Genomic DNA, 12656 nt, shown 5'->3' on the forward strand with positions numbered 1-12656 from the left:
AAAAGAGGTTTATAAAGAAACATGAATATTTGAGGAAGGGGGTGGCAATCACATGCCAACTATCAATCAACTGGTTCGTAAAGGACGTCAAGCAAAAGTTGAGAAGTCAAAATCTCCAGCTTTGCAAAAAGGATTCAACGCTTTGAAACGTGAATCTACTAACATCAGTGCCCCACAAAAACGTGGTGTCTGCACTCGTGTAGGTACAATGACTCCACGTAAACCAAACTCTGCACTTCGTAAGTATGCCCGTGTTCGTTTGACGAACCGTCTCGAGGTAACTGCTTATATCCCGGGAATCGGACATAACCTTCAAGAGCACAGTGTGGTATTGATCCGCGGAGGTAAAGTTAAAGACCTTGCAGGGGTTCGTTATCACATCGTTCGTGGAGCTCTCGATACTGCAGGCGTAAACAACCGTATGCAAGCTCGTTCGAAATACGGTGCAAAACGTCCAAAAGCTAAAAAAGCCTAAACCATTATAAGCAGAGAACCTGAAAGCCTTCTGGCTTAGGTCTGGAAGGTACAGGGTCTGCTGAACAAGAAAGAAAGGGGGATATCCATGCCACGCAAAGGTCCAGTTACGAAAAGAGACGTGTTGCCAGATCCGGTATACAACTCCAAGTTGGTTACTCGTTTGATCAATCGCATCATGCTCGACGGAAAACGCGGTGTTGCTCAAAGCATTCTGTATAATGCGTTCAAGTTGATTCAAGAACGTACGGGTAATGACCCGATGGAAGTATTTGAAGCAGCAATCAAGAATATCATGCCAGTCCTGGAAGTTAAAGCTCGCCGTGTCGGCGGTGCCAACTACCAAGTACCAATCGAGGTAAAACCAGAGAGACGTACTGCTCTGGGACTACGTTGGCTCGTGAACTACTCCCGCAACCGCGGTGAGAAAACAATGGAAGAGCGTTTGGCGGCTGAGATCATCGACGCTTCCAACAACACAGGCGCTTCCGTTAAAAAACGTGAAGATACGCACAAAATGGCTGAAGCGAACAAAGCGTTTGCTCACTACCGTTGGTAGGATTCAGTTCACAATAAAAAACTTCTATTTTGAAGGGAGACCCATTTCATGGCTAGAGAGTTCTCCTTAAAAAATACACGTAATATCGGGATCATGGCTCATATTGATGCGGGTAAAACCACGACAACTGAGCGGATCTTGTTCTACACAGGACGTACGCACAAAATCGGTGAAGTACACGAAGGCGCTGCGACAATGGACTGGATGGAACAGGAACAGGAGCGCGGAATTACGATTACTTCCGCTGCGACTACCGCTGCTTGGAAAGGCCACCGCGTTAATATTATTGATACCCCGGGACACGTTGACTTCACTGTTGAAGTTGAACGTTCCCTTCGTGTATTGGACGGAGCAGTTGGTGTATTCAGTGCGAAAGAAGGCGTTGAGCCTCAGTCTGAAACTGTATGGAGACAGGCTGATAAGTACGGCGTACCTCGTATCGCATATGTAAACAAAATGGATATCATCGGTGCTGACTTCTTGAACGTTGTATCCGACATGCGTGATCGCCTTCAAGCGAACGCTGTTGCGATTCAGCTTCCAATCGGCGCTGAAAATGATTTCATCGGTATTATCGATATTGTTGAACAAAAGGCTCATATGTACAAAGATGACCTTGGTCAAAATATCGAAGAAACAGAAATTCCTGCGGAATTCAAAGAGCAAGTTGAAGAACTCCGTAATGAATTGATTGAGCGTGTTGCAGAACTGGATGAGGAATTGACAATGAAATACCTGGAAGGCGAAGAAATCTCTATCGAAGAGATCAAAGGCGCTCTCCGTAAAGGTGTTGTAGATGTTAAGATCTTCCCTGTTATCTGTGGATCCTCATATCGTAACAAAGGTGTTCAACTGATGTTGGATGCTGTTATCGACTACTTGCCAGCTCCAACAGATGTACCTTCAATTACTGGTCATCTTGAAGATGGAACTGAAGCAGTTCGTAAGTCATCTGATGAAGAGCCATTCTCCGCATTGGCATTCAAAATCATGACTGACCCTTACGTTGGTAAATTGACATTCTTCCGCGTATATTCCGGTGTTCTTCAATCCGGTTCATATGTATTGAATGCAACTAAAAACAAACGTGAGCGTATCGGTCGTATCCTTCAAATGCATGCGAACAGCCGTCAAGAGATCACTGAAGTTTACTCCGGTGATATTGCAGCTGCCGTAGGTTTGAAAGATACCGGTACAGGTGATACACTATGTGATGAGAAAAATCCGGTTATCTTGGAGTCAATGAACTTCCCTGATCCGGTTATCGAAATCGCCGTTGAACCTAAAACCAAAGCTGACCAAGACAAAATGGGTGTTGCTCTCGGTAAGTTGACTGAAGAGGATCCAACTCTTCGTGCTCATACTGATGAAGAAACAGGTCAAACTATCTTGGCAGGTATGGGTGAGCTTCACCTTGATATCATCATCGACCGTATGCGTCGTGAGTTCAAGGTTGAAACTACTGTGGGTAAACCACAAGTAGCTTACCGTGAAACATTCCGTGCTCCAGCGCGCGTTGAAGGTAAATTCGTACGTCAATCCGGTGGTCGTGGTCAATACGGTCACGTATGGGTTGAATTCGAACCTCTCGAGCCGGGTACAGGCAGCCAGTTCGAAAGTAAGGTTGTCGGTGGTTCCGTTCCTAGAGAATACATTCAACCTGCACTGTCAGGGATTGAAGAGCAAATGAAAAACGGCGTTATCGCAGGCTTCCCGCTTGTTGACGTTAAGGCTACAATCGTAGACGGATCTTACCATGATGTCGATTCCAACGAGATGGCATTTAAAATTGCCGGATCAATGGCGCTTAAAGCGGCTAAAGACAAGTGTAAACCAGTTCTGCTTGAGCCTATCATGAAAGTAGAAGTAACAGTTCCAGAAGAGTACATGGGTGACGTAATGGGTATGTTGAACTCCCGTCGTGGCCGCATCGAAGGTATGGATTCCCGTAGTGGAGCTCAAATCATCCGTGCCAAGGTACCTTTGTCTGAAATGTTTGGTTACTCTACAACTCTTCGTTCCGGTACTCAAGGACGCGGCGTGTTCTCCATGGAACTCTCTCACTATGAAGAAGTTCCTAAGAGCATCGCTGAAGAAATCGTTGCCAAAACAAAAGGCACCGAGTAGTTTTCTCACACTGGATGTAAGTGCATAAGAATTCATTTCGGAGCACTTCATTCAGTGAAAACATAAAATTATAATTTTAAGGAGGCCACGTTCAAATGGCAAAGGCTAAATACGAACGTAATAAACCCCACGTTAACATCGGTACTATCGGTCACGTCGATCACGGTAAAACAACTCTGACTGCTGCAATCACAACTGTATTGTCCAAAACTTACGGTGGTGCTGCTGTAGCATTCGACCAAATCGACAAAGCTCCAGAAGAGCGCGAGCGCGGTATCACTATCTCCACAGCACACGTTGAGTACGAAACTGACACTCGTCACTACGCTCACGTAGACTGCCCAGGTCACGCCGACTATGTTAAAAACATGATCACTGGCGCGGCACAAATGGACGGAGCTATCTTGGTAGTATCCGCAGCTGACGGCCCAATGCCACAAACTCGTGAACACATCTTGCTCTCCCGTCAAGTAGGCGTACCTTACATTGTTGTATTCTTGAACAAATGTGACATGGTTGAAGACGAAGAGTTGTTGGAATTGGTTGAGATGGAAGTTCGCGACCTTCTTAACGAATATGAGTTCCCAGGTGACGATACTCCAATCACTCGTGGATCTGCTCGTGAAGCGCTGGCTAACCCAGATGGCGAATGGGCTCAAAAAATCGTTGAGATGTTCAAAGAAATCGACACTTACATCCCACTGCCTGAGCGTCAAACTGACAAGCCTTTCTTGATGCCTGTCGAGGACGTATTCTCTATCACTGGTCGTGGTACTGTTGCTACTGGCCGTGTAGAGCGTGGTACTGTTAAAGTCGGCGAAGAGATCGAAATCGTTGGTATCACTGAAGAAACTAAAAAATCTGTTGTAACTGGCGTTGAGATGTTCCGCAAATTGCTGGATTCCGCTCAAGCAGGTGACAACATCGGAGCACTTCTTCGTGGTGTTGACCGTAACAACATCGAGCGTGGCCAAGTTTTGGCTAAACCGGGTTCTGTTAAGCCTCACACAGAATTCACAGCTCAAATCTACGTTTTGACTAAAGAAGAGGGCGGACGTCACAAACCATTCTTCACTGGTTACCGTCCACAGTTCTACTTCCGTACAACTGACGTAACAGGCATCATCAACTTGCCTGAAGGTACTGAAATGGTAATGCCTGGTGATAACATCACAGTTACTGTTTCCCTGATCTCCCCAATCGCGATTGAAGAAGGAACTAAGTTCTCCATTCGTGAAGGTGGACGTACAGTAGGTGCCGGTTCCGTAGCATCGATCCAAAAATAATTCGGCTTAACGCTGAATAAAGCATATGCAACAGTGTACTGGAACGAGTAACATTGTATTGTAACGAAGCTTCGGAAGAGTTCTTTATCCGACATCGGATAAAGAACTCTTTTATTATGTGTAAAGTTTCGGAACCTGCGTCATATAAAATGAACATCATTTACGAGTTTAGAAGGATTGGCAAGGCAGCCTGGATATTGAAGATAAACACTACAATAAACGAAGTCATTTCAATCAGAAAAGATAAGTTTAAATGTTTTTCTTAAATATGCTTGCAATACGCCTATCTTTTCTATATAATAATGAATGTTGTTCTGTGACGTTGCGATGATGTGAGAGGTTACTGGCACACCCGGCCCCTTTGCCATGGGACAGTGGCTAGAAAATTTTCACGGAGTATGTCCGATAAAAAATTGGGCGATAGAAGGAGGGACTAAAATGGCAAAGCAAAAAATTCGTATTCGTTTGAAAGCTTACGACCACAGAATTCTTGATCAATCCGCGGAGAAAATTGTTGAAACAGCAAAACGTTCGGGTGCAGGTGTATCCGGTCCGATTCCGCTTCCTACTGAAAAACAAATCATTACTATTCTTCGTGCGGTGCACAAGTACAAGGATTCCCGGGAACAATTCGAACAACGCACACATAAGCGTTTGATCGACATCGTTAACCCGACTCCACAAACTGTGGATGCCTTGATGCGCTTGGATCTGCCGTCCGGTGTAGATATCGAAATTAAATTGTAATACAAGCTACAACAAAGACCATGTATAGAGGAAAAGAGGTGTCAACATGAAAGCAATCTTAGGAAAAAAACTCGGAATGACTCAAGTATTTACTCCTGAAGGTAACGTTGTTCCAGTAACGGTTATCGAAGCAGGCCCTTGTGTTGTTTTGCAAAAGAAAGACATTGAGAACGATGGCTACGAAGCAATTCAAATCGGTTACTCCGATAAGAAAGAGAAAAATGCTAACAAGCCAGAAGCAGGTCACGCTAAAAAAGCGAACACTGCCCCTAAGCGCTACGTTCGTGAAGTTCGCGGTATCAACATCGCTGAATATGAAGTTGGCCAAGAACTGAAAGCTGACATTTTCGCTGAAGGCGAATTCGTTGACGTAACGGGTGTTTCTAAAGGTAAAGGTTTTGCCGGCGTAATTAAACGTTGGGGACAAAGCACTGGACCTATGTCTCACGGTTCTCGTTATCACCGTGGCCCGGGTTCGATGGGTTCGATCCAAGCTAACCGCGTTCCTAAAGGCAAACGCCTGCCAGGACACATGGGACATGATACAGTTACAATTCAACGTCTTGAAGTAGTTAAAGTAGACGCTGAGCGTAACGTGTTGCTCGTGAAAGGTTCCATTCCTGGACCGAAAAACAGTCTCATCAAAGTTAAAGAAACGGTGAAAAAATAACCACTGAAGAAAGGAGGAACACAAAATGCCAAAAGTATCAGTTTACAATGTAGATGGTAGCCAAGTAGGCGAAGTTGAATTGAACGATGCTGTTTTCGGAATTGAGCCGAATCAACACGTTCTGTACGATGCAGTTCTTATGCAACGCGCTTCCCTTCGTCAAGGTACCCACAAAGTAAAAGGACGTTCTGAAGTACGTGGCGGCGGACGTAAGCCTTGGAAACAAAAAGGTACAGGTCGCGCTCGTCAAGGTTCAATTCGTTCACCACAATGGAAAGGCGGCGGTATCGTATTTGGTCCAACACCACGGAGCTATGCGTATAAACTGCCTAAGAAAGTTCGTCGTTTGGCGATCAAATCTGCCCTTTCATCCAAAGTGATTGACAATGACATTATCGTTTTGGACGCTCTCACGTTGAGCACGCCTAAAACTAAAGAGTTCGCTGCCATCTTGAGTAACCTCAAAGTGGGACGTAAAGCTTTGATCGTAGCTCCTAGCTATGATGATAATGTAGCTCTTTCCGCACGGAATATTCCAGGCGTGAAATTCGTAGCTGCTGACGGTATTAATGTTCTTGACGTGCTTTCGCACGACAAATTGATCATTACGAAAGAAGCAGTTCAGAAGGTAGAGGAGGTGCTCGCGTAATGAAGGATCCTCGTGATATTGTAAAACGTCCGATTATTACGGAACGTACTGCTGACATGATGAATGACTTGAAATATGTATTTGAAGTCGATATCCGTGCAAACAAAACCGAGATCAAAAAGGCTGTAGAAGCTATTTTCAACGTAAAAGTGAAAAACGTGAACACGCTTCGTGTTCCAGCTAAGCCAAAACGGTACGGACGTTATTCCGGATATACAAGCGAATGGAAAAAAGCGTTTGTAACGTTGACAAAAGACAGCAAAACGCTTGAGTTCTTTGAAACTGTATAATTGAATTTTTGAAGTAAGGAGGGAAACCCAGTGCCAATCAAAAAGTATAAACCAACATCCCCGGCAAGACGGAACATGTCCGTTTCTACATTTGAGGAAATCACCACAAATCAGCCGGAGAAATCGTTGTTGGCCCCGTTGAGCAAACAAGCAGGCCGCAACAACCAAGGTAAAATTACAGTTCGTCACCATGGTGGTGGACACAAACGTAAATACCGTATCATTGACTTCAAACGTACTAAAGATGGAATACCGGGCCGCGTTGCTACGATTGAGTATGACCCGAACCGTACATCCAATATCGCTCTGATTCACTATGCTGATGGTGAGAAACGTTATATCATCGCTCCTAAAGGTTTGAAAGTTGGAGATCAAGTATTCTCCGGACCTGAATCAGACATCAAAATCGGTAACGCACTGCCACTTGAAAACATTCCAGTAGGTACCGTTATCCACAACATTGAGTTGAAACCAGGTAAAGGCGGACAATTGGTTCGTGCTGCTGGTACAGAAGCTCAATTGCTTGGTAAAGAAGAAAAATACGTTTCCGTTCGTCTCTCTTCCGGAGAAGTTCGTCGTATTTTGAAAGTTTGCCGCGCGACAATCGGATCTGTTGGTAACCAAGACCACGAGCTCATCAAAATCGGTAAAGCCGGTCGTAGCCGTTGGTTGGGTAAACGTCCTGAGGTTCGTGGTGTAGTAATGAACCCTAACGATCACCCACACGGTGGTGGTGAAGGTCGTGCTCCAATCGGACGTAAATCGCCAATGTCACCATGGGGTAAACCTACTCTTGGTTACAAAACGCGTAAGAAAAATAAAGCTTCTGATAAATACATCATTCGCCGCCGCACGAAGTAATACACACTGTGCATAACTTCGTGAGGCATCTGCGGATGCATAATAGCTACGTTTGAAGGGAGGATCTCCACATGGGTCGCAGTTTGAAAAAAGGGCCATTCATTGATGGCTACATGCTCAAAAAGGTAGAAGAGATGGAAGCTTCAGGTAAGAAGAACGTAATCAAAACCTGGTCCCGTCGTTCTACAATTTTCCCACAATTCATCGGACACACATTTGGCGTTTACGATGGTCGTAAACACGTGCCAGTGTATGTAACTGAGGACATGGTCGGACACAAACTGGGTGAGTTCGCTCCAACCCGTACGTACAAAGGCCATACTGATGATGATAAGAAAACAAGAAGATAAATGAACATCTTTAATGTTTGAGAGGAGGTTACACAATGGAAGCAAAAGCACATGCTAAGTTTATCCGGATTGCTCCTCGTAAAGTTCAACTCGTTGTTGACTTGATTCGCGGCAAGCAAGTAGGTGAGGCGGTTGCCATTCTCCGTCACACTCCGAAATCCGCTTCTCCTATCGTTGAGAAGTTGCTTAACTCCGCTATTGCGAATGCGGAACATAACTATTCTTTAGATGTTAATAACTTGGTTATCTCGCAAGCTTACGTGAACCAAGGACCGACAATGAAACGTTTCCGCCCTCGTGCAATGGGACGTGCAAGTCGTATTAACAAACGTACTAGCCACATCACTTTGGTGGTATCTGAGAAGTAGAAGGAGGGGAAATGTGTGGGCCAAAAGGTAAATCCAGTCGGACTCCGTGTCGGAATTATCCGTGACTGGGAATCTAAGTGGTATGCAGGCAAAGACTTCGGTGATCTTTTGATGGAAGACGTGAAAATTCGTGAATTCCTGAAAAATAAATTGAAAGACTCCGCTTTATCTCGTGTGGAAATTGAGAGAGCGGCTAACCGCGTGAACGTAACGATTCACACTGCGAAACCAGGTATGGTTATCGGTAAAGGTGGATCTGAAGTTGAAAATCTTCGTAACCAAATTACGAAAATTGCTGGCGGTAAAAAAGTACACATCAACATTTCTGAAATTAAGAACCAAGACCTGGACGCTATTCTTGTAGCTGAAAGCATTGCACAACAATTGGAACGTCGCGTTTCTTTCCGTCGTGCTCTGAAACAAGCAATTCAAAGAACTATGCGCTCCGGTGCTAAAGGTATCAAAACTCAAGTAGGCGGACGTCTTGGCGGTGCTGAGATCGCACGTTCTGAAGGCTACAGCGAAGGAACTGTTCCACTGCACACACTGCGTGCTGACATTGACTATGGTACTGCAGAGGCTCATACTACTTACGGACGTATCGGCGTAAAAGTATGGATCTATCGTGGAGAGGTTCTTCCTACGGCTAAGAAACAAGCTGCTAAGGAAGGAGGCAACTAATCATGTTGGTACCAAAACGCGTAAAACACCGTAAGCAACAACGTGGACATATGAAAGGCCAAGCTAAAGGCGGAACGACTCTGAACTTTGGCGAATACGGTCTGCAAGCTACGGAACCGGCTTGGATTACGAACCGTCAGATCGAAGCGGCTCGTATTGCAATGACTCGTTACATCAAACGTGGTGGTAAAGTTTGGATCAAAATCTTCCCAGACAAACCAATCACTCAAAAGCCTCTCGAGGTTCGGATGGGTAGCGGTAAAGGTAACGTAGAAAAATGGGTTGCAGTAGTGAAACCAGGTAAGATCATGTTTGAACTTGCTGGTGTACCGGAGGAAATTGCACGCGAAGCAATGCGTCTTGCCGCTCACAAACTGCCAATCAAAACGAAGTTCGTGAAACGTGAAGAATTGGGTGGTGAAGCAAATGAAAGCTAGTGAATTTCGCAACCTAACCTCTGCTGAAATCGAGCAAAAGATTGCCGGATTTAAAGAAGAACTCTTTAACCTCCGCTTTCAATTAGCTACCGGTCAGCTGGATAACCCGACTCGCATCCGTGATGTGCGGAAAGAAATAGCTCGTGCTAAAACCATTATCCGTGAGAGAGAATTGGGAATCGGTTAATTAGGGATAGGATGGACAATCCGTTCGTAATCAGGAAGGAGGCCAACAATGAGCGAAGAACGTAACGCACGTAAAGTGCAAACTGGTAAAGTGGTCAGCGATAAAATGGACAAAACAATTGTTGTTGCTGTAGAAACTTACAAAAAACACAACTTGTACCATAAGCGCATTAAGGTTACTAAAAAATTCAAAGCACATGACGAAGAAAACACTGCGAAAATCGGTGACACGGTGAAAATCATGGAGACTCGTCCGCTTTCGAAAGATAAACGCTGGAGACTTACTGAAATCGTAGAAAAAGCGGTTATCATCTAATGCTCAGCAGCACTGCTGAAAGGAGGAATACTAAATGATTCAACCATTTACACGTTTGACTGTGGCTGACAACTCCGGTGCGAAGGAACTGATGTGTATCCGCGTACTCGGCGGTACGGGACGTCGTACAGCTCAAATCGGTGATCTGATCGTTTGTTCTGTTAAACAAGCAACACCAGGCGGCGTTGTCAAAAAAGGTGATGTAGTTAGAGCGGTTGTCGTTCGTACGAAACGTTCTGTACGTCGTAAAGACGGTTCCTACATCGGTTTTGATGAAAATGCAGCGGTTGTTGTAAAAGACGACAGAAGCCCACGTGGAACACGTATTTTCGGACCAGTTGCTCGCGAACTTCGCGATAAAGACTTCATGAAAATCGTTTCCTTGGCTCCAGAAGTAATCTAAAGCTTTAATCTCGTGATGTTAGAAACAGGAGGTGTACGAAATGCCAAGAGTGAAAAAAGTTCTGGAATCCCATAACAACAAACTTCACGTTAAAAAGGAAGATACGGTTATGGTGATCAGCGGTAAAGACAAAGGTAAAAAAGGTCGTGTCATCGCTGCTTATCCTCGTGAGAACCGCGTCCTTGTGGAAGGTGTTAACATGGTGAAAAAACACCAGAAGCCTAACCAGCAAAACCCGCAAGGCGGCATTATCGAGAAGGAAGCTCCGATTCACGTTTCCAACGTAATGCACATCGATCCGAAGAGCGGAAAAGTAACCCGTGTAGGTTACAAAGTTTTGGATAACGGAAAGAAAGTGCGCGTTGCTAAACGTTCCGGAGAAATTATCGACTAATTGAACCGAATGAGAAAGGAGGGCTATGATTCATGGCATCAAGAATGAAAGAACGTTACCTGCAAGAAATCGCTCCTGCTTTGATGCAGAAGTTTAACTATACAACGGTAATGCAAGTGCCGAAAATCGAGAAAATCGTTATCAACATGGGTGTGGGCGACGCTGTCCAAAACTCCAAAGTGTTGGATTCCGCAGTAAACGATTTGCAACTGATCGCAGGTCAAAAACCTGTAATCACTCGTGCAAAAAAATCAATCGCAGGATTCAAACTGCGTGAGAATATGCCTATCGGTGTGAAAGTAACATTGCGCGGCGAGCGTATGTACTTCTTCCTCGATAAACTGTTCAACGTTACGCTTCCTCGTGTCCGCGACTTCCGCGGTGTATCGAGTAAAGCTTTCGACGGACGTGGTAACTACACACTGGGTCTGAAAGAGCAATTGATCTTCCCAGAGATCGAGTATGATAAAGTTGATAAAGTCCGCGGTATGGATATTGTCATCGTAACAACGGCGAAAACAGACGAAGAGTCCCGCGAATTGCTCACGCAAATGGGAATGCCTTTCGTTAAGTAATGTTGGCATAACGTTTCCGGGTGTCTGGAAAGACTCCCTTTTCTCCGAAATTATTTAGGAGGTGTCAGGCTAAGTGGCAAAAACTTCGATGAAAGTTAAACAACAACGTACACCAAAGTTTAAAGTACGTGCATATACACGCTGTGAGCGTTGCGGACGTCCACATTCGGTCCTGCAAAAGTTCAAAATTTGCAGAATTTGCTTCCGTGAATTAGCTTATAAAGGCCAGATCCCTGGCGTGAAAAAAGCAAGCTGGTAAAAAGTCCTGAACGGGAAGGAGGTTAACTCACAATGACTATGTCTGATCCAATTGCAGATATGCTTACTCGTATTCGTAACGCGAACACTGTTCGTCACGAAACGGTAGAAATGCCTGCTTCGACAATGAAAAAACAAATCGCCGATATCCTGAAGCGTGAAGGTTTCATCCGTGACGCTGAAGTTATCGATGATAACAAACAAGGGATTATCCGTGTTTTCCTGAAATACGGTCAAAATAACGAGCGCGTTATCACTGGTCTGAAAAGAATCAGTAAACCTGGTCTTCGTGTTTACACGAAAAGCAATGAAGTACCTCGTGTACTTGGTGGCCTGGGAATCGCGATCATCTCGACATCCAAAGGTATCATGACGGACAAAGAAGCTCGTCAATCGAAATCCGGCGGAGAAGTCGTTTGCTACGTTTGGTAATATAACGTCACAAGATAGGAGGTGCAACATATGTCTCGTATTGGTCGCAAACCAATCACAGTACCAAGTGGTGTAGACATCACCCTGGACAACACCGTTATTACGGTAAAAGGACCAAAAGGAACTTTGACTCGTGAGCTTCATAAAGACATGAAGGTTACAGTTGAAAATAACGAAATCACAGTTGTGCGTCCTTCCGATAACAAAACTCACCGTTCTTTGCACGGCACAACGCGCAGCGTTGTAAACAATATGGTGAGCGGCGTTACTGAAGGATTCGCGAAATCTCTGGAATTGGTTGGGGTCGGATATCGTGCAAGCAAATCCGGAGATAAAATCGTTCTGAACGTTGGTTACTCTCACCCGGTTGAAATTACACCGGAAGCGGGAATTGAATTCGAAGTACCTTCGAATACAAAAATCATCGTTCGCGGAATCGACAAAGAGCGCGTAGGTGCTTACGCTGCTAAAATCCGTTCCGTACGTGAACCTGAGCCATACAAAGGTAAAGGTATTAAATATGAAGGCGAGCGTATCATCCGTAAGGAAGGTAAAGCCGGTAAGAAGAAATAAGATTTCTCTTACCGCCTTTG

The 12656-nt window shown here is 44.8% G+C and carries 21 protein-coding genes; all 21 read left to right on the top strand.

All coding sequences use genetic code 11. The annotated features are described in order from the left end of the window. The first annotated feature begins 52 nt into the window (after positions 1-52). The 21 genes from rpsL to rplF all read left to right on the top strand — a co-directional run bounded on the left by rpsL (position 53) and on the right by rplF (position 12636). The gene (gene rpsL / locus MKY73_RS02125; RefSeq protein WP_017692070.1) at positions 53-475 is read left to right on the top strand and encodes a 30S ribosomal protein S12; all 423 of its coding nucleotides are present in this window, start codon (positions 53-55) and stop codon (positions 473-475) included. An 87-nt stretch (positions 476-562) separates the two neighbouring features. Next, complete coding sequence (gene rpsG / locus MKY73_RS02130) at positions 563-1033, top strand: 30S ribosomal protein S7 (protein ID WP_018753997.1); 471 nt, start codon at positions 563-565, stop codon at positions 1031-1033. 48 nt (positions 1034-1081) lie between these two features. Beyond that, the gene (gene fusA, locus MKY73_RS02135) at positions 1082-3160 is read left to right on the top strand and encodes an elongation factor G (protein WP_253441175.1); all 2079 of its coding nucleotides are present in this window, start codon (positions 1082-1084) and stop codon (positions 3158-3160) included. Between the two features lie 95 nt (positions 3161-3255). Then, positions 3256-4446: an elongation factor Tu gene (tuf, locus tag MKY73_RS02140; protein WP_062836181.1), complete on the top strand. Its 1191-nt coding sequence runs from the start codon at positions 3256-3258 to the stop codon at positions 4444-4446. Between the two features lie 438 nt (positions 4447-4884). Further along, positions 4885-5193: a 30S ribosomal protein S10 gene (gene rpsJ / locus MKY73_RS02145; RefSeq protein ID WP_017692074.1), complete on the top strand. Its 309-nt coding sequence runs from the start codon at positions 4885-4887 to the stop codon at positions 5191-5193. 46 nt (positions 5194-5239) lie between these two features. After that, on the top strand, positions 5240-5863 hold the full coding sequence (gene rplC / locus MKY73_RS02150; RefSeq protein ID WP_053779208.1) for a 50S ribosomal protein L3: 624 nt from the start codon (positions 5240-5242) through the stop codon (positions 5861-5863). A 25-nt stretch (positions 5864-5888) separates the two neighbouring features. Next, on the top strand, positions 5889-6512 hold the full coding sequence (gene rplD / locus MKY73_RS02155; RefSeq protein WP_278298120.1) for a 50S ribosomal protein L4: 624 nt from the start codon (positions 5889-5891) through the stop codon (positions 6510-6512). Further along, positions 6512-6802 carry a 50S ribosomal protein L23 gene (gene rplW / locus MKY73_RS02160; RefSeq protein ID WP_017692077.1) on the top strand — a complete coding sequence of 97 codons (291 nt, stop codon included), beginning with the start codon at positions 6512-6514 and terminating at the stop codon, positions 6800-6802. Before rplD ends, rplW begins: the two co-directional genes overlap by 1 nt. A gap of 30 nt (positions 6803-6832) precedes the next feature. Beyond that, positions 6833-7663: a 50S ribosomal protein L2 gene (rplB, locus tag MKY73_RS02165; protein ID WP_017692078.1), complete on the top strand. Its 831-nt coding sequence runs from the start codon at positions 6833-6835 to the stop codon at positions 7661-7663. A gap of 71 nt (positions 7664-7734) precedes the next feature. After that, positions 7735-8013 carry a 30S ribosomal protein S19 gene (gene rpsS, locus MKY73_RS02170; RefSeq protein WP_062836183.1) on the top strand — a complete coding sequence of 93 codons (279 nt, stop codon included), beginning with the start codon at positions 7735-7737 and terminating at the stop codon, positions 8011-8013. A gap of 35 nt (positions 8014-8048) precedes the next feature. Beyond that, entirely contained in the window at positions 8049-8381 is a 333-nt protein-coding gene (rplV, locus tag MKY73_RS02175) for a 50S ribosomal protein L22 (protein WP_024633583.1), read from the top strand. Positions 8382-8396: 15 nt separating this feature from the next. Continuing rightward, positions 8397-9062, top strand: coding sequence for a 30S ribosomal protein S3 (gene rpsC / locus MKY73_RS02180; protein WP_339237997.1), 666 nt, complete (start codon positions 8397-8399; stop codon positions 9060-9062). A gap of 2 nt (positions 9063-9064) precedes the next feature. Further along, complete coding sequence (rplP, locus tag MKY73_RS02185) at positions 9065-9499, top strand: 50S ribosomal protein L16 (protein WP_017692082.1); 435 nt, start codon at positions 9065-9067, stop codon at positions 9497-9499. Further along, positions 9489-9686, top strand: coding sequence for a 50S ribosomal protein L29 (gene rpmC, locus MKY73_RS02190; protein ID WP_017692083.1), 198 nt, complete (start codon positions 9489-9491; stop codon positions 9684-9686). The genes rplP and rpmC overlap by 11 nt, the downstream gene beginning before the upstream one ends. Positions 9687-9734: 48 nt before the next feature. After that, on the top strand, positions 9735-10001 hold the full coding sequence (gene rpsQ, locus MKY73_RS02195) for a 30S ribosomal protein S17 (RefSeq protein WP_017692084.1): 267 nt from the start codon (positions 9735-9737) through the stop codon (positions 9999-10001). Between the two features lie 34 nt (positions 10002-10035). Then, positions 10036-10404: a 50S ribosomal protein L14 gene (gene rplN, locus MKY73_RS02200; RefSeq protein WP_017692085.1), complete on the top strand. Its 369-nt coding sequence runs from the start codon at positions 10036-10038 to the stop codon at positions 10402-10404. A 40-nt stretch (positions 10405-10444) separates the two neighbouring features. After that, the gene (gene rplX, locus MKY73_RS02205; RefSeq protein WP_017692086.1) at positions 10445-10798 is read left to right on the top strand and encodes a 50S ribosomal protein L24; all 354 of its coding nucleotides are present in this window, start codon (positions 10445-10447) and stop codon (positions 10796-10798) included. Positions 10799-10830: 32 nt separating this feature from the next. Continuing rightward, positions 10831-11373, top strand: a complete 543-nt coding sequence (gene rplE / locus MKY73_RS02210; protein ID WP_253441169.1) for a 50S ribosomal protein L5 — start codon at positions 10831-10833, stop codon at positions 11371-11373. Between the two features lie 73 nt (positions 11374-11446). Beyond that, a complete protein-coding gene (locus MKY73_RS02215; protein WP_013312154.1) occupies positions 11447-11632 on the top strand; it encodes a type Z 30S ribosomal protein S14 in 186 nt (61 codons plus the stop codon). Positions 11633-11664: 32 nt separating this feature from the next. Next, on the top strand, positions 11665-12063 hold the full coding sequence (rpsH, locus tag MKY73_RS02220) for a 30S ribosomal protein S8 (protein ID WP_017692088.1): 399 nt from the start codon (positions 11665-11667) through the stop codon (positions 12061-12063). Between the two features lie 30 nt (positions 12064-12093). After that, positions 12094-12636 (top strand): 50S ribosomal protein L6, encoded by a 543-nt coding sequence (gene rplF, locus MKY73_RS02225; RefSeq protein ID WP_017692089.1) that lies wholly within the window; start codon positions 12094-12096, stop codon positions 12634-12636. The last annotated feature ends 20 nt before the right edge of the window (positions 12637-12656 follow it).

The organism is Paenibacillus sp. FSL R5-0519 (assembly GCF_037974275.1).
Lineage (GTDB): Bacteria > Bacillota > Bacilli > Paenibacillales > Paenibacillaceae > Paenibacillus.